Source organism: Brevibacillus daliensis, from assembly GCF_021245735.1.
Taxonomy (GTDB): domain Bacteria; phylum Bacillota; class Bacilli; order Brevibacillales; family Brevibacillaceae; genus Brevibacillus_B; species Brevibacillus_B daliensis.
Window position 1 is genome coordinate 37,808 of the sequence record NZ_JAJISB010000044.1, and the last position, 20,916, is coordinate 58,723.

A 20,916-nucleotide genomic window follows, 5' to 3' on the forward strand; every position below is an offset into this window, starting at 1 on the left:
TGATGGATATGAAACAAATGGCTGCCATGGTTGCGAAAGAACTAGGGGTAGGGCAACAACAAGTGACCCAGACCATTACCTTGCTGGACGAGGGCAATACTGTTCCATTTATTGCCCGTTATCGCAAAGAGATGACTGGTCAGCTAGACGAAATACAGATTCGTGATATTGAGGAACGTGTTCGTTATTTGCGGAACCTGCATGATCGAAAAGAAGAAGTAATTCGTCTGATTGATGAGCAAGGAAAATTGACAGACGAGCTAAGCAAGGTGATTCAACAAGCTACCAAGCTACAAGAGGTAGAAGACTTGTACCGACCCTATAAACAGAAGCGGAGAACTCGAGCCACCATTGCTAAGGAAAAAGGCTTGGAGCCACTCGCCTCTTATTTGGTAAGCATGCCTGAATCAGGTGATATTAATAAGGAAGCGAGCCTATATATAAATAGTGAAAAAGGTGTGGAAACAGCGGAAGAAGCGCTTCAAGGTGCGATGGATATTATCGCAGAACAAATCTCCGATGATGCCAACCTACGTAAATGGATTCGACATACCACTTTCCAAAAAGCGGTGCTTACCACGGAACAGAAGGAACAAGAAGAAGACGGAAAAAATGTATACCAAATGTATTACAGCTACAGTGAGCCTGTAAAAAAACTGGTACCACACCGTGTTCTTGCTGTAAACCGTGGAGAAAAGGAAGGTATTTTAAAAGTATCACTGGAGTCTCCTATTGAAGAGATATACCGATACATGGAGAAACAATTCATTACAAAACGATCCATTGCACATGATATTTTAGTGCGCACAATAGAAGATAGCTACAAACGCCTGATAGCTCCATCCATTGAACGTGAGGTACGGGCTGAACTGACAGAGACAGCAGAAGAAAGAGCTATACATATCTTTTCAGAGAACCTGCGCAACCTTCTCTTGCAACCACCTTTCAAGGGCAAAGTCGTTCTTGGCGTTGACCCTGCATTTCGGACAGGCTGTAAGTTGGCTGTTGTAGATGAAACAGGAAAAATGTTAGAAGTCAGCGTAATTTACCCGACTCCTCCCGTTAACAAGGTGAAGGAAGCAGCAGTCAAAGTGAAAGAGTGGATTGAAAAGTATCAGGTTAACGTAGTAGCAATTGGAAACGGTACAGCTTCAAGGGAAACGGAGCAATTTATTGTTGATGTGTTAAAAGAAGTGAAACAGGAAGTCTTTTATATCATCGTGAACGAAGCGGGTGCTTCTGTCTATTCGGCCTCCCCTCTGGCAAAAGAGGAATTCCCTGAATTGGATGTAGCGGAGCGTAGTGCTATTTCGATTGCCAGACGTTTGCAAGATCCACTTGCAGAGCTGGTCAAAATTGATCCAAAATCAGTTGGTGTTGGGCAATATCAGCATGATGTTTCACAGAGCAGACTAGCAGACAGCTTGGAATTCGTGGTTTCTTCCGCAGTTAACCACGTGGGTGTCGATGTGAACACCGCATCTGCTTCCTTGTTACAATATGTGTCGGGTGTGAATAAGCAAGTAGCTACCAATATTGTGAAGCTCCGTGAAGAAACAGGTAAATTCACAAGTCGTACGCAGCTGAAAAAGGTTCCGCGACTAGGTGCCAAAACATATGAGCAATGTATCGGGTTTTTACGAGTTATGGAAGGGAAGGACCCGCTCGATAAAACTCCAATCCATCCAGAATCATATGAAGTATCTCACAAACTGTTAAAAAGAGTTGGAATTGAGCCAGTTGATATCGGAAGTGAAGCCTGCAACCAGAAGCTTTCCAGTATTTCGATAACGGAAATGTCCAAAGAACTGGATATTGGCGAACCTACCTTAAAAGACATCATTGACAGCTTGCTTCGTCCAGGTCGTGATCCGCGCGATGAGTTACCGAAGCCAATCCTGTCACAGGATGTGCTACAACTAAGCGACCTTGGAAAAGGAATGAAGTTGCAGGGAACGATTCGTAATGTAGTAGATTTCGGAGCGTTTGTTGATATCGGCTTAAAAAACGATGGGCTTATTCATATTTCTCAACTGAAAAAAGGATTTGTAAAACATCCGCTTGATGTAGTAGCTGTCGGCGATATTGTTGATGTGTGGGTACTAGAAATTGATGAGAAGCGTCAACGTGTTGGGCTAACTATGATTGAACCAAGCAACTAAACATTCTAATGAGAAGAAAATCTCTATTTTGATCTTTTTTTGATCAAGATGGGGATTTTTCTCTTTTAGAGCATTGATTTTCATTGCGTATTCGTTGTATCGTAGAAAACACGGAAACCAAAATGTTTTCTTTGTTTTCTATATTGAAGACGGAAGAGTCTCTGTTACTGGGTATTCATGAGCATCTTTTATTTCTATCTATGGGGTTTATAGATCGTGCTCATCGCTTTGTATCATTTCGATAAGAGGGATGGATGGGTGTTATGAAAGAAAGAATTGTTCAAGCTGCGATTAAAGAAATGATGCACCGGGGATTGAAGTTTTCCATCAGGGATATCGCGCATGGTTTAGGCATAAGTACAAAGACTATTTATCAGTATTTCGATTCAAAGGAACAAATCATAAGCCACATAGTTGTGCAATCCATCGAAGAGATGAGAGAAGCGGAAATGGGAGTGATGCTTGACAGTTCTCTTTCCATAAAGCAAAAGCTGCACAAGGCATTAGTAATCATACCTAGTGGATTTGCTTTCCGAGATATACGCATATTGCAGGAGTTGAAAATTAGATACCCAGACCAATGGAGAGCTTTCGACGAATATGATTACAATGGCTGGGACCGAATTCGCTTGTTGGTAAAAGAGGGGATAGCGAAGGGAGATATTCGTGCTATTGACATGGAACTATTTATTCATGTATATATTGGAGCCTTATATCACCTGATGGATAGTCAAATAGCGGGAAGACTTGAGTTATCATTTGAGAGAGCCCTGGATCAAATGGTGGAGATGTTGCTTGTAGGTATATATAAATAAAAAGAAAAAATGGGCTAATTTACAATTGGAGGAGCGAAATTGAAAGCATATTTATTTTTAGCAATTGCAATAGCGAGTGAAATTTTTGGGACATCGATGCTTAAGGCTTCTGATGGGTTTACCAAATTGTATCCGAGTATTGGAACGGTTTTAGCTTTTGGAGTGGCTTTTTATTCACTATCACTATCACTTCAACAAATCCCTCTGGGAATAGCTTATGCCATTTGGTCGGGCGTGGGTACTGCGGTAACGGCCATCATTGGAATCGTCATTTGGAAAGAAACTGCGAGTGTATCAACTGTTATGGGAATTCTCCTGATTATTGCGGGGGTAGTCGTGATCAACCTGAAAGGTACAGCCCATTAAGAAAAACTTTATCGATGTCTTTTCAAAGAAGCTCCGAAGATTATGCTTTCTGATACAGGAAAATAAACAAAGCAGTCGTCCTAGTTTTCTGGACGGCTGCTTTGTTTTTCTAGATAAAGAAACCAGCAACTGTTTAACAAGCGAATTTGCTTAATGTCTTTTCCAAAGAAAGCACGCTGTAATTGTTTACGCATCCATTGAGGCATGAGAAAAGTACCTCCTGTACGTTGTTAGTTGCATTGTATGCACGAACGTGGGCGGAGGTACCTGTCGATATTTCTTTTATTCTTCTAGAGACTCAAGCTGAGCCTGTAAAGCACGGATTTCAGTAAGCAGAGAAATAAGTGGGTATTCTTTTTCTTCCACCTGGGAAAAGCTGTTTTCAAGCTCATTTATGTATGTCAAACCGTCTTGCAAGGCAACCTCGTCAGAATAAATCTCCAGTTCACTGCATTCAGCCAGAATAGTTGGCAAGACTGGTGAGTTGGTTGCAGTTAACTTGTCAATTTCCTTGTAAAGCCGTTTCATGAGGGCTACCAGCTGGTACATGTGAGATGCCGGCAATTCTACAAAAAAAAGCTGTTCATTTTGATTAAGTAGTAGGTAGCGCATATTAGCCTCCGTCAGAGATTAGTAAGTGACTTGCTTTCAAGGACAAGTGTAGCGTATCCTTCAAGAAGAATTCAAGAATTTTTGGGGAATAAGAAATACGAAGAGAGTAAGGAGGGATGGTTGTGAACGATAAAGAGCTGCAAAAAATGGTCGAAGAAATTTCTATCCGTGATTTTAACCGTCCCTTTTTACATCAAGCACGGTTTAACAGCCGACTTCGGACAACAGGCGGTCGCTATCTTCTACGGTCACATGATCTGGAATTTAATCCTTTACACGTGGAAGAACACGGTATGCAAGAACTGGTTGGGATTATTAAGCATGAACTGTGTCACTATCATCTCCATCTTCAAGGACGCGGATATGCTCATCGTGATGCAGATTTTATTAACTTGTTGAAAAAAGTGGGGGGGTCACGCTACTGTCAGCAGGTTAGCAGAAGAAGACGATCTCTCCCCTTTCGCTATCAACTAATATGTAACGATTGTGGTTTGGTATATCGCAGAAAGAAAAAAGTAGATGCGTCTCGTTATGTTTGTGGCAAGTGTCGGGGAAAATTACGAATAGTGGAGATTCCTTCACCGTAATGGATCTCTTTCGAACCTTTACATGCCTTTTTATAGAGGGCTATAATGGATAGGATAAATAGGACGGTTATTATGAAAGTGTAGCACGTAAAAGTGAAAGGAGGGACAGCGAGGCGATGGAGAAAATTTTTACGTTTGCAAATCAGCAGGAGACACAACAATTCGCTGAAAAGCTGGCCGAATTTCTTAAGCCGGGTGATCTATTGGCATTAGAAGGAGATCTAGGCGCAGGTAAAACGACATTTACACAAGGATTAGCACGTGGTTTAGGTGTTAAGCGTGTGGTTAACAGTCCTACTTTTACGATTATTAAGGAATATGCAGGGAGACTCCCTCTTTATCATATGGATGTGTATCGGGTAGCTGACCAAGTGGATGATTTGGGACTAGATGAATATTTTTATGGCGAAGGTGTCTGTGTGGTGGAGTGGGCTTCACTCATTGAAGATGTACTTCCTGAAGATAGAATCATAATATATCTATCGCACCAAGGAGAAGACGGCAGAAGCTGTCGACTGGTAGCAGTTGGGGTGCGTAGTGAACAGGTAGCTAAGGAGATTGAACAACATGCGCGTATTAGCGATTGATACCTCAAATCTCGTATTAAGCGTGGCGGTGATGGATGAGACGCGCGTTTTAGGAGAATGGACTAGCAATCAGAACAAGAACCATTCCATTACACTGATGGATGGTATTTCGATGGTACTCAATCAATGTAAAGTGGAACCGGAGGAACTGGATGGAATAGCGGTAGCCAAAGGACCTGGTTCTTATACAGGCGTCCGAATTGGTGTGGCTACAGCAAAAAGTATGGCGTGGGCACTCCAGGTTCCGGTTGTAGGCCTCTCTAGTTTGCAGGCAGTTGCGATGAATGCTCTTGGTTATTCAGGTGGAATTGTTCCGCTTTTTGATGCAAGACGCGGTCAGGTCTATACAGGGCTGTATCGTTCAGAGCAAGTGGTCACAGTAAAGAATGAACTTCCTGATCGAATCATGCTTCTAACGGACTGGTTGATGGAGGTAAAAGAAGCGGTAGGTGATGAGTCACTACTATTTATGGGAGAAGATCTGCATATTCATCAGGCAGTAATTCAAGAGACATTAGGAAATCAGGCGATTTTTCCTGCTCCGACTCTTTATCATCCAAGGGCTGCTCAGATCGGCTGGCTAGCCCTGCAAGAATTCAAACAAGGAAAAGGTACAGATGCTCACGAGCTTGTCCCAGACTATCTGCAAGTTGCGGAAGCAGAAGCAAAATGGCTGGCGAAACAGGAAAAGTAGGGAGAATCAGTATGGGAGAGAACATCACAAGACCAATTGAGTTCAAATATATGACTTGGGATGACGTGGAGAAGGTTGCGGAATTGGAACGTATTTGTTTTCCAACTCCTTGGCCAAAGGAAGCATTCTATAACGAACTAAAGATTAATCCTAATGCTAAATATCTGGTTGCATTACTGGATCAAGAGATTGTAGGGTACTGTGGAATGTGGATTATTATTGATGAGGTTCACATTACGAATATTTGTGTCCATCCAGATGCGAGAGGCCAAAAGATAGGACTCAGGATCATGAAGCAAATGATGGGACTAGCGATGTTACATGGGGGAGAGAAAATGACGCTGGAAGTGCGTCCCTCTAACACGGTGGCTCGCCATTTATACGAAAAATTAGGGTTTGAAGAGCAGGGACGTCGGAAAAGATACTATTCCGATAACAATGAAGATGCCATTATTATGTGGGTGAATTTACGTGAAGAATAAACAGACATCACGCTACGAACAGCGTGCCCGGAACAGATATAAGAAGCAACAAGAATCAGGCGCTCCCGTGTATATACTGGGAATTGAGACAAGCTGTGATGAAACATCGGCAGCAATTATTCAAGATGGTACAAAGATTTTGTCCAACGTAATAGCCTCTCAGGCAGAGATTCATAAGCGCTTTGGTGGAGTTGTACCAGAGGTGGCATCTCGCTGTCATGTGGAGAGTATTACGCTGACGATTGAAGAAGCTCTACAAGAAGCGGATAAAACCTGGGATGATATTTCTGCCATCGCAGTTACGTATGGTCCAGGATTGGTAGGTGCGTTATTGGTAGGTGTTGCGGCAGCAAAAGCTATCTCATTTGCCAAAGGAATTCCATTAATTGGTGTTCACCATATTGCAGGCCATATCTATGCAAACCGTTTGGTTGAGGAAATGGAGTTTCCATTAATCAGTCTCGTGGTTTCTGGCGGTCATACAGAATTGGTGTATATGAAGGAACACGGTCACTTTGAAATTTTGGGGGAGACTCGGGATGATGCAGCTGGAGAAGCATATGATAAGGTAGCTCGTTCGCTTTCCTTGCCATACCCAGGTGGACCGCATATTGATAGGCTGGCTCATGAAGGAGAAGCACAGATTAAACTGCCTAGATCTTGGCTGGAGCCAGATTCTTATGATTTTAGTTTCAGTGGATTAAAATCAGCAGTTTTAAATACATTGCATAACGCTACGCAGCGTGGTGAAGAGATTAAACCTGCAGATTTGGCAGCCAGCTTTCAGGAGTCTGTCGTGGAGGTTTTAATAGAGAAAACAATTCGAGCAGCAAAACAATATAAGGCAAAGCAAGTATTGGTAGCGGGTGGAGTAGCCGCCAATAAAGGACTTCGCACTGCTTTAGAAATCCGGTGCGAAAAAGAAGGGATAAAGCTGATCGTTCCACCGCTTATCCTGTGTACGGATAATGCTGCCATGATTGGAGCTGCAGGAACTATTCTTTACGAAAAAGGCATTTTTGCATCACTAGACTTGAATGGAATGCCTGGGTTACTGCTAACTGAATAGATGTTTCTATAAAAATAACGCTTTCCTCATTGGGAGAGCGTTATTTTTACTTAAAGGGGGCTAGGGGATAGGTTGTGGTCACACATAAAAAAACAGTTTAGGGAAAAAATAGGCAAGTAATGTAAAAAGAAAAAATCCACAAGTATGAATAAAGTTATACACAATGTTATTACTTAACCTGTGGATAATGTGGATAAGTTATTTTTTTAGGCTAAAATAACCTGTTTTTTATTTGTGAACATGTTTATAAATCTGTGTATAAATGAGTAATCCACAACGTATTTTGCTGTTTACTACCCATGTTATAAACAGGAGGTTTCAGGATGAGAACTATCCTGATGATTATTCTACATATCCTTATCCTAGTTGTTGCCACTTCTTACAATGAGAGTGTTGTAGAAGCAGCCCTGCAACACCCTTCAAAAAAGCAGGTAATTATTGTTGCTGTGGACCAGTTCTCGTTTTCTGACTTTAAAGAAATAATCAAGATGCAGCCGTTGGCAGGTCATATGGGGGAAGCTGGGATAGCTGGAGCCACTTTTCGTACAGCAGGTCCTAGAACCGCGGCTAACGCGTACTTGTTAATGGGAAGTGGCGGATGGGTCACCTATACAGATGCAAGCGAAACCATATATGGACGCAATGAAAAAATGAAAAATGGAGAGTATGCAGGTGAAAGAATAAAGCAACTGGGGTTCCCTACGTATATGTCTTCAACAGATGAAGATGATACGTTGCTGTTTCCAGGTATTTACCGATTGGTATACCAGAATGTGAATCAACCCTTTACAGCTCGTATTGGATTGCTAGGTGATTCCATCAGAAAAGGGGGAGGGAGCACCGCATTCTACGGAAATGTGGATATTGGAGATAAAAAACAGCGTCATGCAGGCTTTTTGGCAATTGATTCAAATGGTGTAATCGAAGAGGGGGCAGTTGAACCAAAGCAAGTGCTAATGAGGGCTGATACTTATCCACAAGGAATCAGAACGAATAGCGACTGGATGATAAAACAGGTGAGAAAGAATCAGGATGCCAGCATGTTAGTCATTCAGTTTGGAGATTTGGCACGACTTTATAAACAAATGCCTGAAACCTCACCAGCTCATTTTGAATGGATGAAAAAACAAATCCTATCCGACTTGGCAAAAATGATCGGACAGCTAGTAGCAAACAGAAATACTGATCAGCTCGTAATGGTCTTGTCTCCAGAAGCAAGTACTCCATCTGTTAAAGAAAAAAAACCACTCACTCCATTCCTCATGTGGGAGGGTGCGAATAAAAAGGGAGGCATACTTTCCTCGCTTACAACAAGGCAAGAAGGTATCATAAGTGGATTTGATCTACTGCCTACTGTATTGCGATGGTTGCAACTACCTTTACCCGAGCATGTAATTGGTCATGTCATCACGAGAAGTTATTCTAAGCCAGCCAATTTAGTTCCTGATTGGGAACGAATAACGTTTGATATGCCAACCACTCTCTATCTAGGACATGAGGGGGAGGCGAGAATCAATCTGTTTTTACATGAGATTGGTCGAGTTCATCGTATCTATGCCAATCGTCCTGCAGTTATGACAAGCTATGTGATTTATTTGATTGCTGGACTAATGATAGGCATAGCCTTGTGGTATGTAGCTCGTTTACGACCAGGAACCAAAAAAACAGTCATATATCGTCTTGGACGGATTTTTCTTATGTCATCTTTATGGTTTCCTGTTTTGTTTTTAGTAGAACCGCTCTTTCACCTTCCGTTACCTTCCATCTTGCTGTTTGGATTGGTAGCCACGTTGGCTTGGATGATTGCAGCGTGGAGCAGTCGCTTTACTGTCATCACCAACTTTCTCTTGGTCAGCGGTGTGACAGTAGCAGGCTTATTAGTAGACGGGTTTCTTGGAGCCAAGGCAATGCAACGTTCCTTTCTCGGTTATGACCCTGTTATTGGAGCGCGATTTTATGGGATGGGCAATGAATATGAAGGTGTCCTAATTGGGGCAAGCGTGTTACTGGTAGCCGCCTTGTTTGAATGGAAGAAGCGATATGGTGAAAGTGTGCAGGGGAGGCAAGGATTGCTTTCCTATCATGGTGGAGAGTTGCTTTTTACCTTGTGTACCTTGCTAGGTGTCTGCGGAATACTCTATTACCTGGTGTCTCCTCGATTTGGAGCTAATGCAGGTGGTTTTCTAGCTATCTGCTTTGCCTATTTGGTAACTTATTTACGTTATAGACAAGTACAATTTCATAAAAAAAGCTTCCTCGTATTAGGAGGAAGCATGGTAGTAGGAATTCTAGTGTTGTTTGCTTTTAATTTGACTGGGCATTTGCCTACTACCCATGTGGGGCAGGTGGCAAATGATATAATTTCGGGTAATTGGCTAGAAGTAGAGCATATCCTGACCAGAAAGCTAGCGATGAATCAGAAGCTGATTCGTTTCTCCATGTGGAGTAAGATATTCTTCCTCTCTCTCATCGTGCTTGCCATCCTGGCATTTTATCCGGAACAGTATATGCGCCGGTTATACGAATCGTATCCAGCACTCATGAGAGGATTGAGCGGTGTAATGGCAGGGTCGCTGGCAGGGCTATTCCTAAATGATTCCGGAATTGTCACAGCCGCTACTTCGATTCTATTCCTGGTTGTTCCGGTCTTGTACGCGACGCTCTCTTCCACAGAAAAGAGCGAAGGTAGGTAAAACGAAATGATATGGGACAGAAGAGATAAACTATTCGTTTGATAGAGCCTCCCATTCAGTGAACAGGTTATCCATTTCACTTTTTGCCTCACTGATCGAGTCGTTGCGTACTTTGGCTTGTACATGGTCGGTATAAATTTCAGGGAGACATAATTCTTCTTCCCACGTTGCAATTTTTTCTTCTAGACTATGAATGGTGTTCTCGATTTCTTCGATCCGGCGCAAGCGTTGGCGTTCTTTACGTTTTGCATCCTTGTCCATTTCATAGCTACTTTTCTCTTGTGCGGCTGATTCATTTTTCTTCTGCGCTGCCTTAGTGGCATTTGCCTGCTTTTCTTGTTCCAGTTCTATTAGTTCCTGTTTCTTCTCTACATAATAATCGTAGTTACCCAGATAATTGGTTACCCCGTTCAAAGAGAGCTCAAGAACGCGGGTAGCCATTTTATTTAGGAAGTAGCGGTCATGCGAGACGAACAAAATCGTGCCGGGATAATCAAATAGTGCATTTTCCAATACTTCTTTACTGATAATGTCCAAATGGTTGGTCGGCTCGTCAAAAATTAGGAAGTTAGCTTCTAGTAGCATTAATTTCGCCAGAGAGACACGAGCTTTTTCGCCACCAGAAAGATCACTGATTCGTTTTAAAACATCATCGCCGCTAAACAGGAAATTCCCTAATACGGTACGGACATCTTTTTCCTGCATATGTGGGTAATCATCCCATAACTCCGCCAATATGGTCTTGTTCTGATGTAGATGCTGTTGTTCTTGATCGTAGTAACCAATTGTTACGTTACTGCCGAACTCAATATGGCCACGCTTTGCTACCAGTTGACCAACAATGGTTTTTAGTAAAGTAGACTTTCCGATTCCGTTCGGACCGACAAGGGCAACACGCTCTTCTCGTTCCAGTACAAATGTAAGCTGTGAGGATAGAGTGGCATCTTCATATCCAATTGCTACATTATTTACTTTTAAAACGATCGTTCCACTCATTTTATTAATATCGAAGGAAAAATGGGCTGATTTGTTGCTTCCCATTGGTCTGTCCATACGATCCATTTTTTCCAACGTTTTACGTCTGCTTTGTGCACGTTTGGTAGTGGAGGCACGAGCGATATTTCGCTGGATAAAATCCTCCAGTTTAGCGACCTCATCTTCCTGTTTTTCAAAACGACGCATTTCTTGTTCCATACGCTGTGCCTTCAGATCAAGATAGGTGCTGTAATTACCTACATAGCGCTGAATTTGATTCCGTTCTATTTCATATACAAGATTTACTAGTTTATCTAAAAAATAACGGTCATGGGATACTACCAAAATAGCACCCTTGTAATTTTGTAGATATACCTCAAGCCATGATAACGTTTCGATATCCAGATAGTTGGTCGGCTCGTCCAATAAGAGAAGATCAGGAGCTTGAAGAAGTAGCTTGGCTAAAGCGAGGCGGGTTTTTTGACCACCTGACAATGTGTGAATCGGTGTTGCATAATCCATATCAGCGAAATGAAGGCCATGTAAAACGCCGCGTATGCTTCCTTCGTAGCTGTAGCCACCTTTTTCTCGAAATGTGTCTGATCTTCTGGAATATGTTTCCATGATTTGCTGGTAACGCTTTTCATCTTGTAAAATGGATGGATCACCCATCTGTGCTTCCATTTTACGCAGTTCTTTTTCTTCTGCTTGCAGATGGTCAAAAACAGTGAGCATTTCTTCCCAGATCGTGCGATTTGACTCCAAACCACTGTTTTGGGCAAGGTAACCGAGAGTTACTTCCTTCGGTTTGCGTATTACACCGCTGTCATAGCTCAATTCTCCTGCTATAATTTTCATGAGCGTAGATTTACCTGCTCCATTTATTCCAACGAGCCCAATGCGCTCACCTGTTTGTACTTGTAGAGATATATCCTGTAAAATGGTTTCCACACCATATGATTTCGTAATTTGTTCTGCTTGTAGTAAGATCATAATTTCACCCCGAATAGTAATCCGTTCTCTGATTCATTAAGTGTACCCAAACATAGTGACAGGAACAAGGGGAGACTATTAGAAGTGGGAGGTCGGAGGGAAAAGGTGAATAGGGAAGAGAAGGGGCATATCAGAAAACAAGTCCTGGCAATGCGAGATACAATTCCGGCAAATATCAGACAGGAAAAGTCCTTACGCATCGCACACCATTTGCTAGCAGACTCTGAAATCATTCAAAGGACGACAATCATGTGCTTTTCTTCCTTTGGAAGCGAGATTAATACCTTGCCGTTCATAGAAAAAGCATCTACATTGGATAAAAAACTATGTCTGCCATTAACATTTCGCAGCACGAAGGAATTGATCCCTTATTATTATCAAGGGAGAGAACAGTTGAAAAGCGGGGTGTATGGCATTATGGAACCTGATCCTACCATTAGTCAAAAGGTGGCTTTGACTGATATAGAGATTATTCTGGTTCCTGGCATTGCTTTTGATAGAGCGATGGGTCGGCTAGGGTATGGGGCTGGCTATTATGACAGATTTATTGAGAAGGTTCCGCATGCACTTCGCATTGGAGTATGTTTTAGCGAACAAATATTGGACAAGATACCAATGGAGTCACATGATAAGCATCTTCATGCTATTGTCACGGAAGATGGAATTGTCAGAATTTGAAACGAATTTGCCATCACTTTTTATCTTATAGTTGTAATGGTATTGTATAATTTGTGAAGAACGAAGGGAGGCACTACAATGCCAAAATGGAAGGTAGGCATTATTACTGCAAGTGATTCAATCGCTAAAGGTGAAAGAGAAGACGATCGCGTGCAATTGGTACTTGATCTTGTTAAAAAATATCTAAATACAGAGGAGACCGTGTACCGCAGTGTCCCGGATGATATGGAAGAATTAAAAGAACATATGATCGAACTAGTGGACAGAGAAAAGTGTGATCTTCTTATCACTACAGGTGGTACTGGATTAAGTCCTAGAGATGTGACACCAGAAGTAACCTCGTGGGTGATTGACCGTCGTGTTCCTGGCTTAGCTGAGGAAATGAGACGTGCAGGTCTACTAGAATCCCGTCGCGCCATGTTGACAAGAGCGGTTGCTGGTACACGAGGAAACAGTCTTATTATTAATCTGCCTGGAAATCCGAAAGGCGTAAGAGTCTGCTTTGAAGCGGTTGCTGACATGCTACCAGATGCTTTGCATATTTTGCAGGCGACAGATGGAGCTACGGAGGACTGGGGAGGCATCGGATGGTAAACAAACCAGACTTTAAAGTTGTGCCTGTCCAAGAAGCGGTAGGAATGATGCTCCCTCATGATATGACGCAGATATTGCCAGGGGAATTTAAGGGAAGATTATTTAAAAAAGGGCATGTGATTCGCGAAGAAGATATTGGCCCACTCCTTTCTATTGGTAAAGATCACATTTATATCATGGAAATGCCTGCTGGTTACATTCATGAAGAAGAGGCTGGCGAACGTATTGCGAAAGCAGTAGCGGGAGCTGGAGTATGGCTAACAGAGCCATATGAAGGAAAGGTATCACTAAAAGCCAGAAAAAAAGGGCTTTGCAAAATAAATGAAAGTGCCGTTCATGCAATTAATGAACTAGAAGCGATTGCTTTCTCCACCATCCTAACTAATCAGGTGGTGGAGGAAGGTCAATCTGTGGCTGGAACCAGAATTATTCCGTTAATCATCGAAGAAGCACATATAGAGAAATTAGAACAGTTGGTTGCCAGTTTCGAAGGTCCGATTATCGATGTTGTAGACATCCCTGTTAGAAGAGTGGGAATAGTCACAACAGGAAATGAAGTCTTTAAGGGCAGAATTACTGATAAATTCGGTCCTGCTCTCACCACCAAAATCGAAGCGTTAGGCTCAGTTGTCACAGAACAACGATTTGCCCCGGATGACAAAGAGCTGATTCAACAAGAAATTAACTACTTCTTGAAGCAACAGGTAGATCTAATCTGTGTAACGGGTGGAATGTCAGTTGATCCCGATGATAAGACTCCTGGAGCAATTGCTGGAGTAGGAGCGGAGGTAGTCCGTTACGGGACCCCGATGTTACCTGGCTCTATGTTGATGATTGCTTATAAAGGAGTTATCCCTATCGTTGGCCTTCCTGGAGCAGTGATGCATGAGCCATTTACCTCCTTCGATGTGTTCTTGCCTCGAATCTTGTGTGGTGAACGCATTACGGAGAAAGATATGACTTGCCTAGGCTATGGTGGTTTACGTAAATGTTAATCAAAATGTGAATGGAGTGAAAAGAAATGCAAATGGGAGCAGCTGGATTTATTCTACTGCTCGTTCTGGCAGTAATTCTGTTTGGGCCAAAAAAATTGCCTGAGCTGGGACGAGCAATGGGAAGTACTTTGCGCGAGTTTAAGAAAGCAACGACAGGCTTGGTAAATGATGATGACGATGATAACAAGCGGGTAGCACAAAATCAAGCGCTACCTGCTTCTACAGAACAGGCAGCAGTGTCGGAACAAAAGGAAGACATTGATCGTGCCAAATTGGAACGTGAAATTCGTGAACGTATAGAGCGTGAACGTATAGAGCGTGAGATCAGAGAAAAGATCGAAAACGAACAGAAATTATCGTAATTTTGCGATGAATAAGAGTAAGAAGGTAGGCGCATTTCATGAGTACACAAAGAGAGATGACCATATGGGATCATATCGGAGAGCTACGCAATAGACTTCTAGTGGTGGCCGTTGTGTTTATTGTCGGTCTGATTGCTGGTCTTTACTTTGCGGGACCTGTGGTCAAATATTTACAACAAACGCCGACCGCCCAAACTTCTATTACTTCTCTCGTTTCCCTGGCGCCATCTGATGCGTTATTTGTTTACATGCAATTTGCTTTTCTGGTATCTGTAGTGGTAACGACTCCCGTACTTCTGTATCAGATCTGGGCTTTCGTAGTACCGGGACTCAAACTGCATGAAAAGAAAGTAACACTTGCCTTTATTCCCGTAGCTTGCTTGTTATTGATTGCTGGACTAATGTTTGGATACTTTGTAGTGTTTCCGTTTATTATCGGCTTCATGGTTACCATTAATGAAGAACTAGGGACTCCGGTGATGTGGGGATTATCGCAATATTTTTCATTTTTATTTAATATGGTTATACCGTTTGGGTTCCTGTTCCAAATGCCGATACTGGTTGTTCTTCTGACCCGTCTGCGAGTGATTAATCCACAACGTCTAGCAAAAATGAGACGTGTGGCATATTTTATCCTGGCATTCATTGCAGTAATGATTACACCACCTGATTTTATCAGCGATATTATTGTGATTATTCCTTTGTTTGCGTTGTATGAGATTAGCGTTTTACTATCACGTATGATTTATCGCAAGCAGTTAAAAGAGGATGAAGCATGGGAAAGAGAGTATGGGCAATCAGGAGAGAGTGTAACGTAAACTTGCCATATGATGATAGTTCGTATCTACATCAGGATATTCTCATATGGATGAAAGGGATCTGGCAATAACAGGTCTCTTTTTTCTATCTGAAACATATAATTTGCGTAGTCATATATCGTAAATTGCTATTTGTGTAAAAATGTTCCAGTGTGTATAATATTTACTAGAATATTTTGGCTGTCAATGGAGGGGTAGGAAGCATGAATGAGCACTATTTGCATCAGGCGGGTTACCAGGTAGAGGAGTATAACAATTTCCCTAAAATTATGAGATTGTTCGCCATTTCTCTCTTAGTTGCCACGATTGGAAGCGCCTTTGGTACCCTGTTTATACCACCACAGTACATGATGCCGCTAGTGATTTTGGAGATTGTGCTGTTACTCGCAACGATGTTTATTCGTCGAAAAGGGGTACGTCTCGGTTTTGCGTTTTTGTTTGCCTTTGTTTTCATCAACGGGATTACGCTAGGACCAATTCTCCAATACTATGCTATGAAAAATGGGGTAGCCCTAGTTAACGCTGCTTTTGCTATTACCACCCTGATTTTTGTCAGTCTGAGCGTATATGCTTCACGTACCAAAAGAAGCTTTAGCTCGTTAGGTGGGTTCTTGTTTGCTGGTTTAATCGGTTTGATCCTGGTGCAGCTTCTCAATCTGTTTATTCCCCTAGGAACAACGATGCAGATGTTTATTGCTTCTGCTGGAATTGTGATATTTAGTGGATTTATCCTGTATGATGTATCCCGATATAAAAATGGAGTAGCCGAGGAAGATGTTCCGATGGCTGTGCTTAATTTATATTTAAGCATCATTAATCTGTTACTTTATGTTCTTCAGTTGCTTGGTATTCTAAGTAGTGACGATTAATGATATTTATATAAGATTGGCGATAGGTAGAGACTTCTTTCCAAATGGAGAGAGGTCTTTTTTGACAGAACCCCAGCAAGTCTTCGCATAGCGGTTGGAGAAAATATCCATACTACTACAAGCAACAATGCGAAAGGGTGAAGATGATGCGAAAGTCTCCACGTATCACATGGTTTTTTGTAGCTGTTTGTACAGGAATTATATTATTTGGCTATCAATTATATGAGTCCAGTGATTTTTCATTTAATAAGTCAACAGGAACAATGGTCATGCACGGAGAGAATTCTTCCATAAATGAGTCAGAAGAACAAGTAGAGCTGTTTGATAGCGAAAAGGAGAAAGTAATCTCGCGCTTTTCTAATACAAAAAAATTTCGGGAAGAGGCAGCACGTATTATTCAATCGATTAGCGGACGTGTTCAGGAGATGAGTCCTGCATTTGATCAATCCTTCATCGTGAAAATTCCTATTTCGCCCCCAATGAAGTTGACTCTTCCAAAATACGAACTGAATGAAGACATACATTATCTTTATGTGGTTATGCCGATGAAAGGGAAACGGAAACCTTGGATCATCATGCACAATCAAGAGAGCGAGACCATTTTAATGGAAATTGCAAGTGACGTAACCAATCTCAAAAAGTTGCTTATTTCTAAGGGTAGAGGCATAGATTAAAAACACCCAACCATTATTGTAAGGGAGTCACGAAGTTTTGCGTGTAAAAATCATGCGATACCCCGACACCAAGCTCCTTGAATTCTTTTTCAAGAACGTTTTTGCGATGGCCAAGACTATTGAGCCAGCTTTGATAAGCTTCAATAGCATCAGGAAAGCCAGCTGCGATATTTTCCCCGGCTCGTTGGTACCTTACACCATTTTCTTTGAGTCGATCAAAAGGATTTTGCCCAGTGGTAGCAGAAACATGGTCAAAAAAGTTGTTTGTGCGCATATCATAACTATGCTGGCGCGCCGTAGTGGCTGCCCCTTCGCTCCATTTCAGAGCGGGTACTTGGTAACGATAACGAAAGACATTTGTTAGATCGAGAATTTGTTGTTCCATAGCAAGATTTATCTTAGATTGATCGGAAGCGGAGAGGGGAGGAGGGTTGAAGTTAGGATCTTTTCCTGTGTAGCTCCACTTGGTTTCATAGAACCCGCCTTGAATAAGCACTAGTTTGTCGATGAGGCGTATTCCTGTTATTTTTTGTTGATTGTGTTTATCTAAATAGAGAATAGCAGGGCTCTCTTTCATCATGAGTAAAATACGTTCTTCCAAATCGTTTGTAACTTCAATAAAAGTATCTTCATAGGAAAAGGAGACGATTTTCTTCGGTTCCTGCATTCGTTTTACCGTGTCATAGGAAGTACCGATTTTAATATCTGGTGTGAGAGAAGCTTTTGGTCCGTTAGAAAACACATCCACAACCATACCTTCGCGGAAACCAACCTGCACGTAGCGATCAGCATTTTTTTGATAGACCCACCATACATACCCGAGCGGACTAGGTTCTTGGCGATCTGGCTTACCCAGCTTGTCCAATACGTCTTGTTCACTCATGTGCAAAGTAATAGAGAATAGGGCTGGATGCTGCTCGTCTTTTGTATCAGTGGAGGATGGTTGTTTTGAAGCAATGGGACTAGTGGTATCTTTCTGATTTAATGACTGTGGAATTATAGTACTGCTATGTCCGGGCGTGACTGTTTTCATAAAGGCGTTTTGCGCTGTTTCCTGCAAAGTTGGCAAGGCATGAGGGGTAGATATGGATACAATGGACTTTTCTGAGTTAGATTTTATTCCGGTTGAGACATATTGGGAAGGCGCGATTACAGGTATAAGAAATGCGGTAAGATGGGAACCTAGCCCTCCGTTAGTGGTAGTGCTAGATTGAAGTATAAGAAATAGTAGGCTTCCTGTGACTAATCCCGCCAACCAACTGCTTTTTTTCATTCGGCTTTCCTCCTAGCAATCTAGTAAATGATTGACTCTATTCTATTTATAGAAGAATGAGAGAAAAATAGAACTAAAAATAGTACCAAAAATCTATTAGGAAAGCATAGCGAAGCAGTTATAGCAGTTTTTATGTGAAAAAATGGGTGAAAATACTTGCAAAGCTTTTTCTGATTCTTTATTATAGGAATTGGGTGTTAGCACTCCTTTAAGGTGAGTGCTAACCGAGAACAATAAACAATGCTTATAACTTGAGGAGGGTGTTTTTTGTGTTGAAGCCATTAGGTGACCGTGTGGTAATCGAACCAATTTCTAAAGAAGAAACAACTGCTAGCGGTATCTTACTACCTGATACAGCGAAGGAAAAACCACAAGAAGGCCGTATTATTGCGGTAGGATCTGGTCGCGTTGCTGACAACGGCGAGCGCATCGCCCTGGAAGTTAATGAAGGGGATAAAGTTATTTTCTCCAAATACGCTGGCACAGAAGTAAAGCTGGACAACAAAGAATATTTAGTTCTTCGTGAATCTGACATCTTGGCAATTATCGGCTAAGTTACCCCTGAAATAGCGATTAACAAACACATATTATAAATTTGGAGGTTGAGTATTAAGATGGCTAAGCAAATTAAGTTCTCTGAAGATGCACGCCGCTCTATGCTACGCGGTGTTGATACACTTGCAAACGCAGTTAAAGTAACGCTTGGACCAAAAGGTCGCAACGTTGTACTAGAGAAAAAATTCGGTGCTCCATTGATCACAAATGATGGTGTAACTATTGCAAAAGAAATCGAACTGGAAGACGCTTATGAAAACATGGGTGCTCAACTAGTTAAAGAAGTAGCTACAAAAACCAACGATATCGCTGGTGACGGTACTACTACTGCAACAGTTTTGGCTGCTGCGATGATTCGCGAAGGCCTGAAAAACGTTACTGCTGGTGCTAACCCAATGGTAATTCGTCGTGGTATGGATAAAGCAGTTCGTGCTGCTGTACAAGAAATCCAATCTATCGCAAAGCCAGTTGAGAGCAAAGCTGCTATTGCTCAAGTAGCTTCTATTTCTGCTGACGATCAAGAAGTAGGCAACCTGATCGCAGAAGCTATGGAAAAAGTGGGCAAAGACGGTGTTATCACTGTTGAAGAATCCAAAGGTTTCTCCACTGAGCTAGAAGTGGTTGAAGGTATGCAATTTGACCGTGGATATGCTTCTCCATACATGATCACAGATACTGACAAAATGGAAGCGGTTCTGAACAATCCTTTCATTTTGATCACAGATAAAAAAATCGGTAACATTCAAGAAGTTCTTCCTGTTCTTGAGCAAGTGGTACAAAGTGGTAAACCACTTGTTATCATTGCAGAAGACGTTGAAGGCGAAGCACTAGCTACGCTTGTTGTTAACAAACTTCGTGGTACATTCACAGCTGTAGCTGTTAAAGCTCCAGGTTTTGGTGATCGTCGTAAAGCGATGCTGCAAGATATCGCTACACTTACTGGCGGTGAAGTAATCACAGAAGAACTAGGTCTTGATCTGAAAGCTACGAAGATCGAACAATTGGGTCGCGCTACTAAAGTTGTTGTTACAAAAGAAAATACTACAATCGTTGAAGGTGCTGGAGACAAAGCTTCTATTGGAAGCCGTGTAGGCCAAATCCGTCAACAAATTGAAGATACAACATCTGAATTCGATCGTGAAAAACTGCAAGAGCGTCTGGCTAAACTAGCTGGTGGCGTAGCGGTTGTTAAGGTTGGGGCTGCAACTGAAACTGAGTTGAAAGAGAAAAAACTTCGTATTGAAGATGCTCTTAACTCTACTCGTGCTGCGGTTGAAGAAGGTATCGTAGCTGGTGGTGGTACTACTCTGATCACCGTCATTCATGCTATCGAGAAACTAGGATTAGAAGGCGAAGAAGGCGTAGGTGCTAAGATTGTTCTTCGTGCGTTGGAAGAACCAGTACGTCAAATCGCAGCTAACGCTGGTCTAGAAGGCTCTGTAATCGTAGAGCGTATGAAAAAAGAAGAAGTAGGTATTGGCTTTAACGCTGCTACTGAAAAATGGGTTAACATGATCGAAGAAGGTATCGTAGACGCTGCGAAAGTAACTCGCTCTGCATTGTCTAACGCTGCATCTGTTGCTGCTATGTTCTTGACTACTGAAGCAGTAGTAGCTGACAAACCTGAAGAAAATAAACCTGCAATGCCAGACATGGGTGCTATGGGTGGCATGGGCGGAATGGGCATGATGTAAGCCCGACTTCTCCTTAGTTGATAGGTAAAGGGGTAGCCTCTTAGGGCTACCCCTTTTTTATATATAAATGAATGATGAATACAAGAGTTGTATGGTATTGATAATTGTTTGTTTAGAGGGGTTAAAAATTTTTTCGTGCTATTTTTTATAAAAAGCTTGCATAATTGAGTAATCATTTGATAATATAAAAGGCGTCGCTTTAAACGGTATTGAAAAACACCAAAAACGACGAACAAAAAAAGTTTTAAAAAACTATTGACTCGTAAAGTTGAGTATGATAGAGTAGTAAAGGTCGACAGGTTGTTGAAACGAACAACACGGTCGCGAGATGCTCTTTGAAAACTGAACAGTGAAATGTTTGAATGAAAC

At 41.9% G+C, this 20,916-nt stretch carries 22 protein-coding genes; 18 read left to right on the forward strand and 4 right to left on the reverse strand.

What is annotated here, in order from left to right:
• The first annotated feature begins 2 nt into the window (after window positions 1-2).
• The 3 genes from LM917_RS22355 to LM917_RS22365 all read left to right on the forward strand — a co-directional run bounded on the left by LM917_RS22355 (window position 3) and on the right by LM917_RS22365 (window position 3,343).
• A complete protein-coding gene (locus LM917_RS22355) occupies window positions 3-2,162 on the forward strand; it encodes a Tex family protein (RefSeq protein WP_232699924.1) in 2,160 nt (719 codons plus the stop codon).
• A 263-nt stretch (window positions 2,163-2,425) separates the two neighbouring features.
• On the forward strand, window positions 2,426-2,977 hold the full coding sequence (locus LM917_RS22360; RefSeq protein ID WP_232699925.1) for a TetR/AcrR family transcriptional regulator: 552 nt from the start codon (window positions 2,426-2,428) through the stop codon (window positions 2,975-2,977).
• A gap of 39 nt (window positions 2,978-3,016) precedes the next feature.
• The gene (locus tag LM917_RS22365; protein ID WP_255668520.1) at window positions 3,017-3,343 is read left to right on the forward strand and encodes a DMT family transporter; all 327 of its coding nucleotides are present in this window, start codon (window positions 3,017-3,019) and stop codon (window positions 3,341-3,343) included.
• A gap of 80 nt (window positions 3,344-3,423) precedes the next feature.
• Here LM917_RS22365 and cmpA read toward each other — a convergent pair whose 3' ends face one another.
• Both cmpA and LM917_RS22375 read right to left on the reverse strand, forming a co-directional pair.
• The gene (gene cmpA / locus LM917_RS22370) at window positions 3,424-3,549 is read right to left on the reverse strand and encodes a cortex morphogenetic protein CmpA (protein ID WP_232699926.1); all 126 of its coding nucleotides are present in this window, start codon (window positions 3,547-3,549) and stop codon (window positions 3,424-3,426) included.
• Between the two features lie 76 nt (window positions 3,550-3,625).
• Complete coding sequence (locus LM917_RS22375) at window positions 3,626-3,955, reverse strand: hydrolase/acyltransferase (protein ID WP_232699927.1); 330 nt, start codon at window positions 3,953-3,955, stop codon at window positions 3,626-3,628.
• Window positions 3,956-4,077: 122 nt separating this feature from the next.
• On the opposite strand from LM917_RS22375, the gene LM917_RS22380 reads away from it, so the two are divergent.
• From LM917_RS22380 to LM917_RS22405, 6 genes are all read left to right on the forward strand, one after another.
• Window positions 4,078-4,542 carry a SprT family protein gene (locus LM917_RS22380; protein ID WP_232699928.1) on the forward strand — a complete coding sequence of 155 codons (465 nt, stop codon included), beginning with the start codon at window positions 4,078-4,080 and terminating at the stop codon, window positions 4,540-4,542.
• Window positions 4,543-4,658: 116 nt separating this feature from the next.
• Window positions 4,659-5,129 carry a tRNA (adenosine(37)-N6)-threonylcarbamoyltransferase complex ATPase subunit type 1 TsaE gene (gene tsaE, locus LM917_RS22385; protein WP_232699929.1) on the forward strand — a complete coding sequence of 157 codons (471 nt, stop codon included), beginning with the start codon at window positions 4,659-4,661 and terminating at the stop codon, window positions 5,127-5,129.
• Window positions 5,110-5,823: a tRNA (adenosine(37)-N6)-threonylcarbamoyltransferase complex dimerization subunit type 1 TsaB gene (gene tsaB, locus LM917_RS22390; RefSeq protein ID WP_232699930.1), complete on the forward strand. Its 714-nt coding sequence runs from the start codon at window positions 5,110-5,112 to the stop codon at window positions 5,821-5,823. The genes tsaE and tsaB overlap by 20 nt, the downstream gene beginning before the upstream one ends.
• 11 nt (window positions 5,824-5,834) lie before the next feature.
• Complete coding sequence (gene rimI, locus LM917_RS22395) at window positions 5,835-6,305, forward strand: ribosomal protein S18-alanine N-acetyltransferase (RefSeq protein WP_232699931.1); 471 nt, start codon at window positions 5,835-5,837, stop codon at window positions 6,303-6,305.
• On the forward strand, window positions 6,295-7,374 hold the full coding sequence (gene tsaD / locus LM917_RS22400; protein ID WP_232699932.1) for a tRNA (adenosine(37)-N6)-threonylcarbamoyltransferase complex transferase subunit TsaD: 1,080 nt from the start codon (window positions 6,295-6,297) through the stop codon (window positions 7,372-7,374). The genes rimI and tsaD overlap by 11 nt, the downstream gene beginning before the upstream one ends.
• Window positions 7,375-7,697: 323 nt before the next feature.
• Window positions 7,698-10,067 carry a hypothetical protein gene (locus LM917_RS22405; protein WP_232699933.1) on the forward strand — a complete coding sequence of 790 codons (2,370 nt, stop codon included), beginning with the start codon at window positions 7,698-7,700 and terminating at the stop codon, window positions 10,065-10,067.
• 30 nt (window positions 10,068-10,097) lie between these two features.
• Here the strand turns inward: LM917_RS22405 and LM917_RS22410 are convergent, their stop codons facing one another.
• Window positions 10,098-12,035 (reverse strand): ABC transporter ATP-binding protein, encoded by a 1,938-nt coding sequence (locus LM917_RS22410; RefSeq protein WP_232699934.1) that lies wholly within the window; start codon window positions 12,033-12,035, stop codon window positions 10,098-10,100.
• A 105-nt stretch (window positions 12,036-12,140) separates the two neighbouring features.
• On the opposite strand from LM917_RS22410, the gene LM917_RS22415 reads away from it, so the two are divergent.
• The 7 genes from LM917_RS22415 (at window position 12,141) to LM917_RS22445 (ending at window position 17,025) form a co-directional block, all read left to right on the forward strand.
• Entirely contained in the window at window positions 12,141-12,713 is a 573-nt protein-coding gene (locus LM917_RS22415; RefSeq protein ID WP_232699935.1) for a 5-formyltetrahydrofolate cyclo-ligase, read from the forward strand.
• A gap of 78 nt (window positions 12,714-12,791) precedes the next feature.
• Window positions 12,792-13,307 carry a MogA/MoaB family molybdenum cofactor biosynthesis protein gene (locus LM917_RS22420; RefSeq protein ID WP_232699936.1) on the forward strand — a complete coding sequence of 172 codons (516 nt, stop codon included), beginning with the start codon at window positions 12,792-12,794 and terminating at the stop codon, window positions 13,305-13,307.
• Window positions 13,301-14,302, forward strand: coding sequence for a molybdopterin-binding protein (locus tag LM917_RS22425; protein WP_232699937.1), 1,002 nt, complete (start codon window positions 13,301-13,303; stop codon window positions 14,300-14,302). The genes LM917_RS22420 and LM917_RS22425 overlap by 7 nt, the downstream gene beginning before the upstream one ends.
• A 26-nt stretch (window positions 14,303-14,328) precedes the next feature.
• Window positions 14,329-14,664, forward strand: a complete 336-nt coding sequence (locus tag LM917_RS22430; RefSeq protein WP_232699938.1) for a twin-arginine translocase TatA/TatE family subunit — start codon at window positions 14,329-14,331, stop codon at window positions 14,662-14,664.
• A gap of 38 nt (window positions 14,665-14,702) precedes the next feature.
• Window positions 14,703-15,482 carry a twin-arginine translocase subunit TatC gene (gene tatC, locus LM917_RS22435; RefSeq protein WP_232699939.1) on the forward strand — a complete coding sequence of 260 codons (780 nt, stop codon included), beginning with the start codon at window positions 14,703-14,705 and terminating at the stop codon, window positions 15,480-15,482.
• Between the two features lie 203 nt (window positions 15,483-15,685).
• A complete protein-coding gene (locus LM917_RS22440; RefSeq protein WP_232699940.1) occupies window positions 15,686-16,351 on the forward strand; it encodes a Bax inhibitor-1/YccA family protein in 666 nt (221 codons plus the stop codon).
• A 143-nt stretch (window positions 16,352-16,494) separates the two neighbouring features.
• A complete protein-coding gene (locus tag LM917_RS22445; RefSeq protein ID WP_232699941.1) occupies window positions 16,495-17,025 on the forward strand; it encodes a hypothetical protein in 531 nt (176 codons plus the stop codon).
• Between the two features lie 13 nt (window positions 17,026-17,038).
• Here the strand turns inward: LM917_RS22445 and LM917_RS22450 are convergent, their stop codons facing one another.
• Window positions 17,039-18,298, reverse strand: a complete 1,260-nt coding sequence (locus LM917_RS22450; protein ID WP_232699942.1) for a CAP domain-containing protein — start codon at window positions 18,296-18,298, stop codon at window positions 17,039-17,041.
• Window positions 18,299-18,567: 269 nt separating this feature from the next.
• On the opposite strand from LM917_RS22450, the gene groES reads away from it, so the two are divergent.
• Together groES and groL are read left to right on the forward strand one after the other, a co-directional pair.
• A complete protein-coding gene (gene groES / locus LM917_RS22455; protein ID WP_232699943.1) occupies window positions 18,568-18,852 on the forward strand; it encodes a co-chaperone GroES in 285 nt (94 codons plus the stop codon).
• 60 nt (window positions 18,853-18,912) lie between these two features.
• On the forward strand, window positions 18,913-20,547 hold the full coding sequence (gene groL / locus LM917_RS22460) for a chaperonin GroEL (RefSeq protein WP_232699944.1): 1,635 nt from the start codon (window positions 18,913-18,915) through the stop codon (window positions 20,545-20,547).
• Window positions 20,548-20,916: the final 369 nt, after the last annotated feature.